This is a genomic window from Actinosynnema sp. CS-041913, assembly GCF_050942485.1.
GTDB lineage: Bacteria > Actinomycetota > Actinomycetes > Mycobacteriales > Pseudonocardiaceae > Actinosynnema.
In genome coordinates, this window is sequence record NZ_CP192037.1 from 6,774,964 (window position 1) to 6,789,257 (window position 14,294).

A 14,294-nucleotide genomic window follows, 5' to 3' on the forward strand; every position below is an offset into this window, starting at 1 on the left:
CGCATGAGCAGGCTGAGTCCGGAGCAGATCGCCCGGCACGCCCACGACGCGGGGTTACGCGGTGAGGACTTGACGATCGCGGTGGCGTTCGCGCTGGCCGAGTCCGCCGGCGCCCCAAGGTACCGCGAGTACTTGGACGAGGCCCGGCGCGGTGTGAAGGCGTTGGGCCGCAACGGCTCCGGTGGTTCGGAAGGCGGCTCGGGCGGAGGTGGTCCGGGCGGGCGCGGCGGCTCGGGCGGGCGTGGTGGCTCGGGCGGGAACGGCGGTCCGGGCGGGCGCAGTGGCTCGGGCGGGAACGGTGGCTCGGGCGGGCGTGGCGGCTCGGGCGGCAACGGCGGGTTCTCCGTCGACACCGGCATCCTGCGTGATTACGCGCGCCGCACCCAGAACACCGCCGACGACCTCACGGCGTTGGGCCGCAAGCACGTCCGCGAGGTCCGGGAGATCGCCGAGGACAGCTTCGGCCGCATCGGCAAGCAGTCCGGTTTCGCCGACGCCCTGGACGGCTTCGGCGCGGCACTGCGCAAGCAGGTCAAGGCCGTCGCGCACAACACCGACGCGCTGGCCGCGTCAGCGGCCCGCTCCGCCCGGTCGTACCGGGACCAGGAGGACGACATCGCCCGCTCGCTGGGGAACTGAGGATCTACTGTGGACACACGCGAGATGGCCCGGCACTTCGCGGAGAGCATGATCGGGCACCGAAATTCCCTGGCGGGCAAGGCGGAGGACGCGGTGAAGGTGCAGTACGCGCTGCACCAGACCGCGACCGGCCTCACCGACCGGCACGAGGACCACCGCAAGGCGTCCAAGATCGTGCTGGAGCACTGGAAGGGCGCCAACTCGGAAGGCTTCGAGAAGCGCTCCGGCCGGCTCGGCAGACAACTGGGAACCACCGCCGACGCCGCCCGCGAGGCCGAGCAGATCGTCGCCGGCGTGAGCAGCACCCTGACCACCGGGCACACCAGGGCGCGGCAGGCCGTGGACGAGTACCTGGACAAGGCGACCCGCCTGCTCGACGCCGGGAAAGCGGTCGGCTCGCAAGCCGCGCTGCTCAAAGCCGTCGCGGCGGCGGCCGACCTGGAACCCCGATACACCAAGGAAACCACCGCCGCCGTCCGGCACGCCCGAGCCGAACTGGAGGACGCGGCCCGCAAGCTCCGCGCCTTGGAGCGCGAGGCCGAGCACGACGGCGTGGCCGACGGCCGGGCCGACCCGACGAAGGTCCGCACCAAGCCGTCGAAGGCAAGGGAACGCGGCCGTGCCCGGACCATCGTGTCAGCGGCCCGACGCCAACTCGGCGTCCGCGAGAACCCACCGGGCAGCAACCGCAACCCTTACGGCCCAACCGCCGCGTGGTGCTCGTCGTTCGCGACGGCCATGTGGCGCAAGGCAGGCGTGGACATCCCGCTGCTGCCGTTCACCGGGGATGTGTTCCGTTGGGGCCAGCGCCACGGCAAGGCGTACACGACACTGAGCGCCGTCCGCCCCGGCGACGTGCTGCTGTTCGGCTCCGGCCCGCAGAACACGGCCACCAGCAAGCACATCGGGATCGTGGAGAAGGTCTCCGGCAACACCGTGACCCTGATCGAGGGCAACTCCGGCGACGCCGTCCGGCGCAACACCCACCAACTCAACTCGGGCAAGTTCTACGGAGGAGTCCACCCGTGATCAGCGCACACGCCCACGACCCGGACCAAGGCGTCGCGGTGGAGGTCGGCCCAGGCGGCGCGCTGCGCGACCTCACCCTGGACAGCCGAGCCCTACACCTGGGCCCAGACCTGGCCCGCACCATCCTGACCCTGGTCGACACCGCCACCGCGCGCGCGAACGCACGGGTGGCGCACACCTTGGGCAACCTGGACGAACTGGGCCTAAGCGTGGACGCGCGGCTGACCGAAACGGTGGAAGACACCACGCCCACGACTTGGAGGGTCTGATGAGCCTCGGCGAACGCTTGGACGCAATCCGGGCCAAGGCGACCGACGACGGCGTGGCGGTAACCGTCGACCTACACGGCAAACTGGTAGACCTGACCTTCGCCAAGGAAGCGTTCGCACAACGCCCCGAAACACTAGCCGCCACCATACGACGACTGGCGGAACAGGCAACAAACGACGCACTAACCCACGGCATCGCCGCAGTAAGCGAGAGCACCAGCATCCTTCAAAAAATTCTACGAAACGACACCACCGCAGAGGAACCACAAAGCAAGGTGACCAGTACTTACGCAGGTCTGGTCTCAAGCCGGGAACGCTAAGCAGCGGCACCACATTATCGCTAAGCCCTGAAGCTGTCAGGGACGGCCGGAACGCCACGCGCGCTACGGAACGTGCACTTGCGGCTGCCAGGTCGCGTGCTCTTCGGGCCGAAGGCACGCGGCTCAGACGGCTGGGCGGGTTGCTTTGCGGGCGGCGCGTTGCGCTGACACCGGTCCCCGGGCAGCCTTTAGGGCTATCGATGATGTGGTCCCGTTGCGTACTGTTCCCGGCTTGAGCCCAGACCTGCTCAGGTTCCGGTCGCCTTGCTTCGTGGTCACTCTTCTGCCGTCTTTTTGCGTAAAAACTGAAATCCAAAACGGAGGCTATCGTTCTTGGCGTTCTTGGCGAAGCTCCCGGCTGGACAACTGATCGCTCCTGTCGTTGCCCTGCCGGGAGGCTCGCCTTCTATCTCACCGACTTATCGCGACCGGCGAGTTGAACCGTTCTACAGCCGCTGCCACAGGGAAGCGGTGTTCGGTGGTTCCCAGCCGGCCAGGGACGTGTGTGCCTGGAGGCAGCGGTACGAAGCGCCGCCGTAGGTCACCTGCGAGCCCGCCGTGTACGAGACGCCGGCTGCCCACGGGCCGGTCACCGGCGGCGTGGTGGTCGTCGGCTGCGTGGTCGTGGTCGGCTCGGTGGTGGTCGTCGGCGTCGACGTGGTTGTCGGGCCGGGGCCGCCGGGGCCTACCTGGAGGTCGACGCAGTTGTAGAACGCCATGGCCGTGTCGGCGATGTTCCAGATGGCCAGCAGCTTGATCCGGCCCGTGCGCCCGCCCAGGCTCACGTTGTGCGTGACGGTCTTGCCGGGCTGGCGTCCGCGGTCGTTGAACTCGGCGATCTTGCTGCCGCCGACGAAGTACTGCCACGTGGCGGTGGAGTGGTTGGCCAGGATCGCCCAGTTGAACGTGACGCTGTCGCCCACGGTGGTCGCGGGCCAGGCCTTCCGGTCGTCGTTGAGGGGCGCCCAGCGGCCGTCGCCGCCGTGGCAGTTCTGCTGCCCCTTCAGGCCTTCCACGCTTCCCGGTTCGTAGATGATGTCCCCGCAGCCGGAGACGCGGCCCGCGAAGCACACCGCCTGCCGGCTGGGGGGTGAGGTGATGTAGCCGTGCGCACTCGCTGTTCCCGCTGACATCACGACGATGAACGGGGCGACGCCCACGCCGGCGAGGACCGCCGCGAGCTTCCGTTTCAGACTCATTGTCCAGCTCCTTCGGGGGGAGACCCCCGAGAGGTCTCCCTGGGCAGGGTCCAAGTCCGCGGCGGCCGGATCGTGCCGGTACGTGACGTCCCGCAGGCGGATCGACACGTACCGCGATGTGGTCTAGACCATAAACGTGAATATCATCCTCGGTCAAGAATCCGAACGGACCGTCCCCACCTGCGACAGCCCGCCCAGCAGGGCCTGAACGACCGGGCCGACGTCGGCCTCCGCGGAGGCGTCCCGGTTCCAAGACCGGGCGGACGTGGGCCAGGAGCGGTCCGGACCAGGCCGGGGCCCGCTCTCCGGGGCCACCTTCGAGAGTGCCGGCCGCACCCGGCTCCCCGCACTCCCGGCCCCGCATTCACACCAGAGGACTTTTTAACCGACCGGTCAGCCCACCGCGGCCAGCATCCCGGCCAGCTTGCGGGTCAGCCACGCGCCGTCCGCCGGGGTGACCAGGACCCAGGGCTCGCCGGCCACGTCCTCGGCCGCCATCGCGTACCGGCCGGCCGTGGTGTCGGTCCAGCTCAGGATCGGCGACCGGCCGGCCGGACCGGAGCACGCGAGCTGGCCCGCCGCGCCCCGCCCGGCCTCGACCAGGGTGGTCACCGCCCTGGTGGCCCGGCCGGTCACGCCGCCGTTGGCCAGCGCACGTTCCAAGGCCGGGTAACCGGCGGACGCATAAGCCTCCATCGCGGCCGAGAACACGGACCGGGGCAACCGCAGTTGCTCACCCGGACCCGGCTGGGCGTCGCCGATCACCTTGGCCATCGCGCCCACCACGTCCCGGATCGGCTCCAACGCCACCTCGTGGTCGTTCAGCACCGCCAGCACGCCCCGACCACCCCGCACGGCCGCCAGCACCCGCCACGGCTGCGGGCGGAAGACCAGCGCGTCCACGGACAGCGTGCTGCCGTTCAGGTAGCCGAACAGGTCCTCCAGCTCGGGCGCGATGTCGTCGCCGTCGGCCAGCCCGGCCGAGGACAGCGCGTGGAAGACGTCGACGCCCAGGTCCTCCCGCTCGGCGATGGTCTCCCCGTGGGACCGGACCTCCAGCGGATACGGCGGATCGCCCACCCCCAGGTCCTCCCACAGCAGGTCGAACTCCACGTGGGACAGGACGACCGCGGTCGCTGAACGGCGTGCCATGTCGGCCGAAGATAGCGGTCCCGACCACGCGGTGTGCGGGGCTTGGCGAAGTCCGCGGCCGTACGCTGACCGGCGTGGACGTCGCCAACGGGCTGCTGACGGTACGCGCCTCGGGCGCCGCGGCGGCCAAAGCGGCGCTCAACGGCTCGTCCGGTCCGCCGGAGCACATCCAGCTCCTGTTGGGCTGCACGGTGCCGAGGGGCCTGCCGAACAGCGGCGCGGCGCTGCGGTTCCCCGACTGCTCGCTGCACGTGGCGCCGGCCGGCGCGGCGCTGCTGACGGTCGCCGAAGCCAAGCTGACGATCGGGTTCGCCGAGCTCAAACCCCTGATGTTCCAACCGGTCCCGGTGGACGCGGCGCTGCGCTCGGTGTTCTCCGGGGCCATCGCGCACGTTCTCGCCGCCGCGCATGTGCTGGACCCGCACGGCCTGTCCCACCACCTGCTCGGCCTCGCCGAACTGGTGCTGCGCAGCGCCCTGCGGGCCGAGCTGGACCGGGTGGACGCGCTCGCCGCGCGCCGCCGGGACGCGGTCGACTACATGCGCGCCCACCTGTCCGACCCGAACCTGGGCGCGGACGTGATCGCCAAGGCCCTGCACATCTCGCGCCGACGTCTCTACCAGCTTTTCGACGACGGCCAAGGCGTGTCCGAACGCATCCGGGGGCTGCGCGTGGACCGGGCCAAGGCGTTGCTGTCCGACCCGGCGAAGGCCGGCCGGGGCATCGGCGAGATCGCCAAGGACTGCGGTTTCGTCAGCGCGGCGCACTTCTCCCGGACGTTCCGCCAGGTGGTCGGCCGGACGCCGAGCGAGTTCCGGGGTCGGTGAACTCCATCCCGGACACGAACCGGCCCGCCAGGCCGGCCACGTCCAGCCAGCCCCGCCCGGTGGGCGAGTGCAGGGTGAACACGGCGACCCGCGGGCGCGCCGGATCGGTCACCACGACCTGGAGCTGCGCGCCCGAGCCGGTGACCGGTATCCGTTCCACGATCACCACCGGGTAGCCGGTCGCGGTCACGCCTTTCGTCACGTCCCGGATGGCCGGGCCGGCGAGCTGGACGCCGAGCGCGGGGTCGACCGGCCGGTCCACCGGCACCACGCCGGCCATCAGCAGCGCCGGGTCGGCGTCCCGGTGCTCGACCACCGCCAGCAGGCCGAAGCCGTGCCGGTGCGCCAGTTCGGCGGCCTGGGTCGCGGAGACCTCCAGGCCGGGGTCGCGGGTGCCTTTGACGCGGCGCAGCACGGCCAGCAGTTCCTCGGCGGTGCGATCGGGTGAGCCGAGCGCCACCGGGGTGACCCCCGGCACGGGGACGAGTCTCACCCGAGGCCCGCCGCGAACGCCGCCGCCGCGCCCCGGGGGCCGGCCGGTCCGGGTGGGCCGAGCAGCACCGAGGCCAGGTCGGCGGTGAGCGCCGAGAACCCGGCCAGGGTGTCGGCCAGCGCGGTGGAGGGCTCCTCGGACCGCAGCCGTTCGGCGACCCGCCGGGCCTCCGCGTGGTGGTCGCGCGCCAGCAGCCGGGCTTCCGCCAGCACCTCGTCCAACTGCCGGGCCAGCTCGTCGTGCCGGGCCGCGGCGGCGGCGTGGACCTCGGCGTGCGCGGGGGTGAACCGGGCCAGCGCGCCCGCGTGGTCGACCTCGTCGGCGGCCTCGGCCAGGTCCCGGCGCAGCCGCACGGCCCGCCGGTCCAGGTCCTCGGCGCGCCGCTGGTTGCCCAGCAGGGTGGTGGCCCAGGCGTCGAGCACCTCCGCCGCCGCCCGCATCGCGTGCCGGACCGCCGTCAGCTCGGACACCACCGCCTCCAACCGCGTCGTCAGCCCCTCGGCCGCCACGCCCGTCCAGCCCGCGGGGACGCCGGGCACGACCACGTCGACCACACAGCGCGCGCTGACCGCCGCGACGGCCTCCGCGCTGCCCGGCGCTGGGTCGAACCCCAGGCCCCGGTAGTCAGTCATGGGGCAGCTCGTCGGCCTGCCGGTAGGTCTCCCCCGCCGTGCGCACCTCGTCCGCGACGGTGGTCAACGCCAAGCCGCGCAAGGTGTCCGACCACTCGGCGAGCAGCTCCGTGACGGCCTCCGTGACCCCTTCCGGACCGAGGTCGCCGACCGGTTCATCCACAGTGGACAGTGTGGTGCGCAGCTCGTCGGCGGTGTCGGCGAGGCGGTCCGCGAAGCCGGCCAGCTCGTCCGGGTCGACCGCGTAGCCGCCGCTCATTCGCCCAGCACCGGCGGGAACGCGGGCGGCAGGTCGTCCAGCAGGTCCAAGCCGTTGTCGTAGCGGTTGCGGTGTTCCAGGTCTTCCTCCCGGCCGCCCTGCGCGACCGGCGGGAACATGCCGAAGCCCTGCGGCCCGCCCGCGCCGACCGGGCCGACGCCGCCCCGCGCCGCCGCGCCGCCGGGCACCGCGCCGATCACGCCCGACGAGCCGCCGGGACCGACCGGGCCGAAACCCCCGGGACCGAAACCCCCGGGAACGCCGGAGCCGAACGCGCCGTGACCACCGGCCGAGCCCGCCGCGTACCCGCCGGGCACGGACGCGCCACCGGGCAGTCCGGGGATGCCGAAGCCCGCCGGACCACCGGCCGCCGCGACGGTCGTCGTGCCCTCGGGCCGCGCGCCGGGCAGCGGCTCGGGCACCGGTCGGTGCGGTGGCTCGGGCCGCGGCCGGCCGTCCGGTCCGGACTTCGGGCCGGAATCCGGGACCTGCTCGGGACCGACGTAGTCGGGCCGGTGGTCCGGCGCGGGCATCGCCCCGTCCGGCGCGTCGTCGAACGTCGGGAGCTTGTCGTGCACGAACCGGCTCGCGTCTTCGTAGTCCCGCATCACCCGCACGGCCTCGGCCTTAGCCCGCTGCTGCTCCTTCTTGGACGGCATGTGGTCGTCCAAGAGCTGGTCCGCCATGTACGCGCCCTGCGGCCCGTCGAGCGTCGCCACGTCGTACCCGTCGGCGAACCACTTCTCGGCGGTCGGGTGCACCGGCTCGGGCATCCGCCGCGACGCCTCCTGCACGGCCTCGGTGTACGCGTCGAGCCCGCCCCCGATCCGGAACGCGCGCTCGGAGGCGTCCGTCGCCCACTGCGTCAGCCGGGTCACCGAGCCGGCGGCCACCACCGACGACGGGCCGCGCCACGACTGCACCAGCTTCTCGACCAGGTCGTGCACGTCCTTGGTGGCCTGGTCGATGTCGCCGGCGAGGGTCTTCCAGTCGTGGCCGCGCTGCCCCATCCGGCCGAGGTCGGCGGACTTGACCATGTCCCACAGGTAGCGGTGCGGGTAGACGTCCCAGTTGATGCGGCCGAAGTTCTCCAGCCGCCGGTTGGCCTTCTTGCGGTTCGAGACCTTGCGGGCCTGCCGCACCTGCCGCGGGGTCGGCGGGTGGTCCTCGGAGTGGAGCCGGTGCCTGCGCTCGGTCACAGCTTCCTCAACTTCTCGGCCGCCGCCTCGTCCTCGGCCTGGTGGGTGGCCCCGACCTGGTGCAACGCCGTGCGCAGCGCCTCCAGCTCGTCGAGGTAGGACCGCAGCGCCGTCCGCACGCCGCCGTCCAGGTCGCCGGCCCGCAGCCCGAACGCCCGGCGCATGTGGTGCGTGACCGGCCCCTTGCCGTCGCCGAACGGCTTCTGCAGCTCGTCGGCCTTGTCCAGGTGGTCGTAGAGGGTGCTGTGCAGCTCGTCCAACTTGCCCAGGGCCGCGGTCAGCTCGCTGAAGTCCAGCTCGATCCGGTCGCCGTCCTGGGCGACGATCCCGGCCGCCCCCGCGCCGGTGGGCGCGGCGACCGGTGGCAGCGGCGCGTGCCGCCGCGGCTCGTCCTCGTACTGGTCGCGTAACCGCTTGGCATCCTCGATGCCGCGCACCCTCTCCATGACGCACATCGTGGCGGCCCCACCGTCCGACCACCAGACCGGGTGCACAACGGGAGCATCGGCCATGCACGATCGGACAAAGACGAGGTTTCTTCAGGAATCCACCCTGTGGGAGAATTGTCTTCCGTGCCGTCACCTGCCGTTCATGCACGCGTCGTGTTGCTCGCCGGTCCATCCGGGTCGGGCAAATCCACCCTCGCCGCCGAGCTGGGCGGGCCGGTGCTCCGCTTGGACGACTTCTACCGCGAGGGTGACGACCCGCTGCTGCCGCGGGACGACGCCGGCCTGCCGGACTGGGACGCGGAAGGGTCGTGGAACACCGAGGACGCGCTCCGGGCCGTGATCGAGCTGGCCACGACGGGTCGTGTGGAAGCGCCGGTCTACGCGCTCGGTGAGGACCGCCGGGTGGGTTGTCACGTCGTGGAGGCAAGCGGCCCGTTCATCGCCGAAGGCCTGTTCGCGGACCGGCTCGTGGCGGGCTGTCGGCGGGCGGGCGTGCTCCAGGACGCGATCGTGCTGGCGCCCAACGCGTTCGTCACGTTCGTGCGCCGTTTCGCCCGGGACGTCGTGGAGGCGCGCAAGCCGATCCCGGTCCTGCTCCGCCGCGGCCTGCGGCTGCTGCGCGAACAGCCCGCCGTGGTGCGCCGCTGCCTCGCGGCGGGGATGCGTCGGCTCAGCCCGCGCCGGGCACGCGGGGACCTCGCCCGGGAACTGGCTCACCGCGTCGGCGCCGCCCGCTGAGGCACCCGACCGGTCAGTCCAGCTTGAACCCGAACGGCAGTTCCAGCCGGTGCTTCGCGAGCAACTCGGTGTCGGCCAGGATTTCCCGCGTCGGCCCGTCGGCCACCACGACTCCACCGTCGATCAGCACGCTGCGCGGGCAGAGCTGCAACGCGTAGGGCAGGTCGTGCGTGACCATCAGCATGGTGCGGTCCAGGCCGAGCAGCACCTCGGCGAGTTCCCGGCGGGCCACCGGTTCCAGGTTCGCCGACGGCTCGTCCAGCACCAGGATCTCCGGGTCGCACGCCAGCACGGTCGCCAGCGCCACCCGCCGCCGCTGCCCGCCGGACAGGTGCAGCGGGGACCGGTCGGCGACGTCCGCCATGCCGACCGCGTCCAGGGCCTGCGCGACCCGTGCGTCGAGCGCGTCGCCGCGCAGCCCGAAGTTCGCCGGTCCGAACGCGACGTCCTGTCGCGCGGTGGGCAGGAAGAGCTGGTCGTCGGGGTCCTGGAAGACCACGCCGACCCGGCGACGGATCTCCCGCAGGTGCTCCTTGGCCACCGGCAGCCCGGCCACCTCGATCCGCCCGCTGCCGCCGCCGAGCACGCCGTTGAGGTGCAGCACCAACGTGGTCTTGCCCGCGCCGTTCGGCCCGAGCAGCGCGACCCGCTCCCCCGGCTCGACCCGCAGGTCCACGCCGAACAGCGCCTGGTGGCCGTCCGGGTAGGCGAACGCCAGCCGCTGCACCAGCAGCGCGGGCGCGGTCCGGTCCGTCGCCGCCGAGTCCGCCACCACGTTCTCCCTCCCGTCCGGCATCCGGCCGGTCCAGCCGCGCGACACCATGGCCAGGTGCACGCGCTCGCCGCGTTCGTAGGAGCGGATGAACAGGCTGCCGACGCCGCGCGCGGTCGCGCCGAGCTGCCAGAGGAACCGGGGGTCGTCGCCGCGTGAGATGCGCGCCACCCGCATCCGCTTCGCCTCGGCCACGACGACATCGGCGTACCGGAGCATGAGCGTGGCGATGGTGACCATGAGCGACGGCATCCGCAGCCGTTGCAGCCCGAGCAGCAGGTCCTGCGGTGCGGTGGTGGCGGCGAGGGTGAGCGAGACGAGGACGCCGAGCGTGCCCTTGGCGAGGATGTTCCACCCGGCCAGCGAGCCTTCCAGCGACACGAAGAGCCCGAGGAAGTCGACCCGCTCGCCGACCCCGGTGAACGGCAGCAGCAGCGCCAGCACCACGAACGGCAGCTCGATCAACGCCCGTGCGGCGAACCAGCCCACCGGCACGCGCGCGACGAACCAGACCGCCGTGATCGCGAGCAGGTAGGCGCCGAACGCCCAGAACGCCTCCCGCGGCGTCGCCACCACGCAGAGCACGGCCACCACCGCGGCGACGATCTTGACCTGCGGCGGCAGCCGGTGGACCGGCGAGTCCCCGGGCCGGTGCAGGACCCCGTGCCCGGCGCTCACGCCGTCGGGTCGGTCTTGGTCTTCGGTTCCGTCCCGGGCCGCTTGCGGAGCAGCCAGAACAGCCCGCCGGCGACCAGCAGCGTGAGGACGACGCCGACCACGCCCGCGAGCCCGGTCAACCGGTCGTCACCGCCCACCGCGTAGTCCGCGAACGGCCCGTCCGCCAACGGGTGGTCCTGGGCGTGCTCGGCGATCCCGTGCTCCTCGGTGACGTGGTCGAGGCCGTCCGGGTTCGAGTCGGCGAAGTACGAGACGCCGCCCGCGAGGACCAGGCTGACCACCGCGAACCAGGCGAAGAAGCGCTTCACGCCTTCAGCTCCAACTTCTGCGGCTCGCCGCGCAGCAGGTAGACGAGATCGGGTCGGGCCGCGGCGACGGCCGTCACGGTGGCCGCCGTGATCAGCCCCTCGCCGACGCCGATCAGCACGTGCACGCCGAGGACGGCCGCCGCGACCGTGCCGAACGCGACACCGCCCGCACCGCCGATCGCGTACTCGACGACGAAGCCGGACGCGGCCAACACCGTGTTGACCAGCGCCGACAGGAAGGCGACCAGCGCCAGCCCGCCCTTGTTCCGCTTGGCGAGCGGCCGTAGCGCCACCGCGGTCAGGTAGCCGACGGCGGTGCCGATCAGGGCCATGTTGGTGACGTTCGCGCCGAGCGCCGTGACCCCGCCGTCGGCGAAGAACAGCGACTGCACGACGAGCACGATGGTCACGCACAGCGCGCCGACCCACGGTCCGACCAGGATGGCCGCCAGCGCGCCGCCCAGCAGGTGGCCGCTCACGCCGGGCAGCACCGGGAAGTTCAGCATCTGGGTGGCGAACACGAACGCGGCCACGAGCCCGGCCATCGGCGCGGTGCGGTCGTCGAGGTCGCCGCGGGCCTTGGCCAGCGCCACCCCGACCCCGATGACGGCCACCGCGACGAAGGCCAACGAGGTCGGCGCGTTGAGCAGGCCGTCGCTCATGTGCATTGCTACCGGTTCGGACACGGCCCACACGGTAAGTGCCACTGCCCGGCTGTGGCCAGCACGGTGCAACAACAATACGCCGCCACGCCCACCGCCGCTCCCGCGGGCGGCCCCGAGGCCGGCGCTACCCCTATGATCTGCCTGCGATGACTCTCACCGACCTGCTGCCACCCACACCCGACCCGGACGTCCTCTACGACACCTTCGCCGAGTGGGCGCACGGTCGCGGGCTGGAGCTGTACCCCGCGCAGCAGGAGGCGTTGATGGAGATCGTCTCCGGCTCGAACGTCATCCTCAGCACACCGACCGGCTCGGGCAAGAGCCTGGTCGCCATCGGCGCGCACTTCGCCGCTCTGGCCGAGGGCCGGAAGACCTACTACACCGCGCCCATCAAGGCCCTGGTGTCGGAGAAGTTCTTCGCCCTGATCGACACGTTCGGCGCGGAGAACGTCGGGATGATGACCGGCGACGCCAGCGTCAACGAGTCGGCGCCCATCCTCTGCTGCACGGCCGAGATCCTGGCCAACATCGCCCTGCGCGACGGCGCGGACGCCGATGTCGGGCAGGTCGTCATGGACGAGTTCCACTTCTACTCCGAGCCCGACCGCGGCTGGGCGTGGCAGGTCCCCCTGATCGAGCTGCCCAAGGCGCAGTTCCTGCTGATGTCGGCGACGCTCGGCGACGTCTCGTTCTTCGAGAAGGACCTGACCCGGCGCACCGGGCGCGCCACCACCGCGGTCCGCTCCGCCGACCGGCCGGTGCCGCTGAACTTCCAGTACGTGACGACGCCGCTGCACGAGACGATCGAGGAGCTGCTGCACGGCCGGGAAGCGCCGATCTACGTCGTGCACTTCACCCAGGCGTCCGCGTTGGAACGCGCCCAGGCGCTGATGAGCGTCAACGTCGCCACCCGGGCCGAGAAGGACGCGATCGCCGCGATGATCGGCCGGTTCCGGTTCACCTCCGGGTTCGGGAAGACGCTGTCCCGGCTGGTCCGGCACGGCATCGGCGTGCACCACGCCGGGATGCTGCCCAAGTACCGCCGGCTGGTCGAGCAGCTCGCCCAGGCCGGCCTGCTGAAGGTCATCTGCGGCACGGACACGCTCGGTGTCGGGATCAACGTCCCCATCCGCACGGTGGTCTTCACCGCACTGTCCAAATACGACGGCACGCGCACCCGCCACCTCAAGGCGCGCGAGTTCCACCAGATCGCGGGCCGCGCCGGGCGCGCCGGGTACGACACCATGGGCACCGTCGTGGTGCAGGCGCCGGACCACGTGGTGGACAACGAGAAGGCGCTCGCGAAGGCCGGCGACGACCCGAAGAAGCGGCGCAAGGTCGTGCGCAAGAAGGCGCCCGAGGGCTTCGTCTCGTGGAGCGACCAGACGTTCGAGCGCCTGAAGAACGCCGAGCCCGAGCCGCTCACCTCCAGCTTCACCGTCAGCCACGCCATGCTGCTCAACGTGATCGGCCGCCCCGGCGACACGTTCGCCGCCATGCGGCACCTGCTGGAGGACAACCACGAGGACCGGCCCGCGCAGCGCAAGCACATCCTGCGCGCCATCTCCATGTACCGGGCGCTGCTCGCGGCCGGCGTGGTGGAGCGGGAGGGCACGCACATCCGGCTGACCGTCGACCTCCAGTTCAACTTCGCGCTCAACCAGCCGCTGTCGCCGTTCGCGCTGGCCGCGTTCGACCTGCTGGACCGCGCGTCGCCGAGCTACCCGCTGGACATGCTGTCCATCGTGGAGTCCACTTTGGACGACCCGCGGCAGGTGCTGTCCGCGCAGGAGCACAAGGCGCGCGGCGAGGCGATCGGCGCGATGAAGGCCGAGGGCATCGAGTACGACCAGCGGATGGAGCTGCTGGAGGAGGTGACGCACCCCAAGCCGCTCGCCGAGCTGCTGGAGGCCGCGTTCACCACCTACCGGCGCGGGCACCCGTGGGTCGCCGACCACCACCTGTCGCCGAAGTCCGTGGTGCGGGACATGTTCGAGCGGGCGATGACGTTCACCGAGTACGTGTCGTACTACCAGCTCGCCCGCTCGGAAGGCCTGGTGCTGCGGTACCTCGCGGACGCGTACAAGGCGTTGCGGCAGACCGTGCCCGAGGACGCGAAGACCGAGGAGCTGAACGACCTCGTGGAGTGGCTGGGCGAACTGGTGCGCCAGGTCGACTCCAGCCTCCTGGACGAGTGGGAGAAGCTGCGCAACCCCGGCGCCGAGGACACCGCGACCCCGCTGGACGACGCCCCGCCGGCCGTCACGCGGAACGTGCGCGCGTTCCGGGTGCTGGTGCGCAACGCGCTGTTCCGCCGGGTCGAGCTGGCGGCGCGGCGGAACTACTACGAGCTGGGGCAGCTCGACGGCGACGCGGGCTGGGGCGCGGAGGACTGGCAGGACGCGCTGGAGCCGTACTTCGAGGAGCACGACGAGATCGGCATGGGCCCCGACGCGCGCGGCCCGGCGCTGCTGGTGATCACCGAGGAGCCGGGGCGCTGGGTGCTGCGGCAGATCTTCGACGACCCGGCGAAGGACCACGACTGGGGCTTCACCGCCGAGGTCGACCTGGCCGCGTCCGACGAGGCGGGCGCCGCCGTCGTGCGGATCACCGAAGTCGGCAAGCTGTAAATCTCGGGCCATCCGGTGGTACTCCGGGGGGTGCCG

The 14,294-nt window shown here is 72.0% G+C and carries 17 protein-coding genes and 1 pseudogene; 7 read left to right on the forward strand and 11 right to left on the reverse strand.

The features are described from left to right. The first annotated feature begins 3 nt into the window (after nt 1-3). From ACQPZF_RS30175 to ACQPZF_RS30190, 4 genes are read left to right on the forward strand one after another with little or no spacing between them, the layout of a single operon-like run. On the forward strand, nt 4-639 hold the full coding sequence (locus ACQPZF_RS30175; protein ID WP_433262686.1) for a type VII secretion target: 636 nt from the start codon (nt 4-6) through the stop codon (nt 637-639). 9 nt (nt 640-648) lie between these two features. After that, entirely contained in the window at nt 649-1,668 is a 1,020-nt protein-coding gene (locus tag ACQPZF_RS30180) for a CHAP domain-containing protein (RefSeq protein ID WP_433262688.1), read from the forward strand. Beyond that, nucleotides 1,665-1,937, forward strand: a complete 273-nt coding sequence (locus ACQPZF_RS30185; protein ID WP_433262697.1) for a YbaB/EbfC family DNA-binding protein — start codon at nt 1,665-1,667, stop codon at nt 1,935-1,937. The genes ACQPZF_RS30180 and ACQPZF_RS30185 overlap by 4 nt, the downstream gene beginning before the upstream one ends. After that, a complete protein-coding gene (locus ACQPZF_RS30190; protein ID WP_433262698.1) occupies nt 1,937-2,257 on the forward strand; it encodes a hypothetical protein in 321 nt (106 codons plus the stop codon). Before ACQPZF_RS30185 ends, ACQPZF_RS30190 begins: the two co-directional genes overlap by 1 nt. Nucleotides 2,258-2,703: 446 nt before the next feature. Here the strand turns inward: ACQPZF_RS30190 and ACQPZF_RS30195 are convergent, their stop codons facing one another. Both ACQPZF_RS30195 and ACQPZF_RS30200 read right to left on the reverse strand, forming a co-directional pair. Next, on the reverse strand, nt 2,704-3,456 hold the full coding sequence (locus tag ACQPZF_RS30195; RefSeq protein WP_433262701.1) for a lytic polysaccharide monooxygenase: 753 nt from the start codon (nt 3,454-3,456) through the stop codon (nt 2,704-2,706). Nucleotides 3,457-3,849: 393 nt separating this feature from the next. Then, nucleotides 3,850-4,608: an ESX secretion-associated protein EspG gene (locus ACQPZF_RS30200; protein ID WP_433262703.1), complete on the reverse strand. Its 759-nt coding sequence runs from the start codon at nt 4,606-4,608 to the stop codon at nt 3,850-3,852. A gap of 74 nt (nt 4,609-4,682) precedes the next feature. Between ACQPZF_RS30200 and ACQPZF_RS30205 the strand changes: the two genes are divergently transcribed. Beyond that, nucleotides 4,683-5,435, forward strand: a complete 753-nt coding sequence (locus ACQPZF_RS30205) for a helix-turn-helix transcriptional regulator (RefSeq protein ID WP_433262705.1) — start codon at nt 4,683-4,685, stop codon at nt 5,433-5,435. Here ACQPZF_RS30205 and ACQPZF_RS30210 read toward each other — a convergent pair. Genes ACQPZF_RS30210 through ACQPZF_RS30230 form a run of 5 tightly spaced genes read right to left on the reverse strand, consistent with a single transcriptional unit; the run spans nt 5,362 to nt 8,464 of the window. Then, nucleotides 5,362-5,913 carry a hypothetical protein gene (locus ACQPZF_RS30210; RefSeq protein WP_433262707.1) on the reverse strand — a complete coding sequence of 184 codons (552 nt, stop codon included), beginning with the start codon at nt 5,911-5,913 and terminating at the stop codon, nt 5,362-5,364. The genes ACQPZF_RS30205 and ACQPZF_RS30210 overlap by 74 nt on opposite strands. An 11-nt stretch (nt 5,914-5,924) precedes the next feature. After that, the gene (locus ACQPZF_RS30215) at nt 5,925-6,560 is read right to left on the reverse strand and encodes a hypothetical protein (protein WP_433262708.1); all 636 of its coding nucleotides are present in this window, start codon (nt 6,558-6,560) and stop codon (nt 5,925-5,927) included. Next, on the reverse strand, nt 6,553-6,819 hold the full coding sequence (locus ACQPZF_RS30220; RefSeq protein WP_433262710.1) for a WXG100 family type VII secretion target: 267 nt from the start codon (nt 6,817-6,819) through the stop codon (nt 6,553-6,555). The genes ACQPZF_RS30215 and ACQPZF_RS30220 overlap by 8 nt, the downstream gene beginning before the upstream one ends. Beyond that, nucleotides 6,816-8,018: a PPE domain-containing protein gene (locus ACQPZF_RS30225; RefSeq protein WP_433262713.1), complete on the reverse strand. Its 1,203-nt coding sequence runs from the start codon at nt 8,016-8,018 to the stop codon at nt 6,816-6,818. Before ACQPZF_RS30225 ends, ACQPZF_RS30220 begins: the two co-directional genes overlap by 4 nt. Beyond that, entirely contained in the window at nt 8,015-8,464 is a 450-nt protein-coding gene (locus tag ACQPZF_RS30230) for a hypothetical protein (protein WP_433262715.1), read from the reverse strand. The genes ACQPZF_RS30225 and ACQPZF_RS30230 overlap by 4 nt, the downstream gene beginning before the upstream one ends. A gap of 156 nt (nt 8,465-8,620) precedes the next feature. Here ACQPZF_RS30230 and ACQPZF_RS30235 point away from each other — a divergent pair, with 156 nt between their 5' ends. Beyond that, nucleotides 8,621-9,205, forward strand: a complete 585-nt coding sequence (locus tag ACQPZF_RS30235; protein WP_433262717.1) for a uridine kinase family protein — start codon at nt 8,621-8,623, stop codon at nt 9,203-9,205. Nucleotides 9,206-9,218: 13 nt separating this feature from the next. On the opposite strand, the gene ACQPZF_RS30240 is transcribed toward ACQPZF_RS30235, so the two are convergent. The 4 genes and pseudogenes from ACQPZF_RS30240 to ACQPZF_RS30255 form a co-directional block, all read right to left on the reverse strand. Next, nucleotides 9,219-10,001: an energy-coupling factor ABC transporter ATP-binding protein gene (locus ACQPZF_RS30240; RefSeq protein ID WP_433274756.1), complete on the reverse strand. Its 783-nt coding sequence runs from the start codon at nt 9,999-10,001 to the stop codon at nt 9,219-9,221. Nucleotides 10,002-10,016: 15 nt separating this feature from the next. Then, nucleotides 10,017-10,655: pseudogene (gene cbiQ, locus ACQPZF_RS30245) on the reverse strand (cobalt ECF transporter T component CbiQ); the annotation flags it as partial. Continuing rightward, nucleotides 10,652-10,963, reverse strand: a complete 312-nt coding sequence (locus ACQPZF_RS30250) for a PDGLE domain-containing protein (RefSeq protein WP_433262719.1) — start codon at nt 10,961-10,963, stop codon at nt 10,652-10,654. The pseudogene cbiQ and the gene ACQPZF_RS30250, both read right to left, overlap by 4 nt. Beyond that, nucleotides 10,960-11,649 carry an energy-coupling factor ABC transporter permease gene (locus ACQPZF_RS30255; RefSeq protein ID WP_433262721.1) on the reverse strand — a complete coding sequence of 230 codons (690 nt, stop codon included), beginning with the start codon at nt 11,647-11,649 and terminating at the stop codon, nt 10,960-10,962. Before ACQPZF_RS30255 ends, ACQPZF_RS30250 begins: the two co-directional genes overlap by 4 nt. A gap of 125 nt (nt 11,650-11,774) precedes the next feature. Here ACQPZF_RS30255 and ACQPZF_RS30260 point away from each other — a divergent pair, with 125 nt between their 5' ends. After that, entirely contained in the window at nt 11,775-14,258 is a 2,484-nt protein-coding gene (locus ACQPZF_RS30260) for a DEAD/DEAH box helicase (RefSeq protein WP_433262723.1), read from the forward strand. The last annotated feature ends 36 nt before the right edge of the window (nt 14,259-14,294 follow it).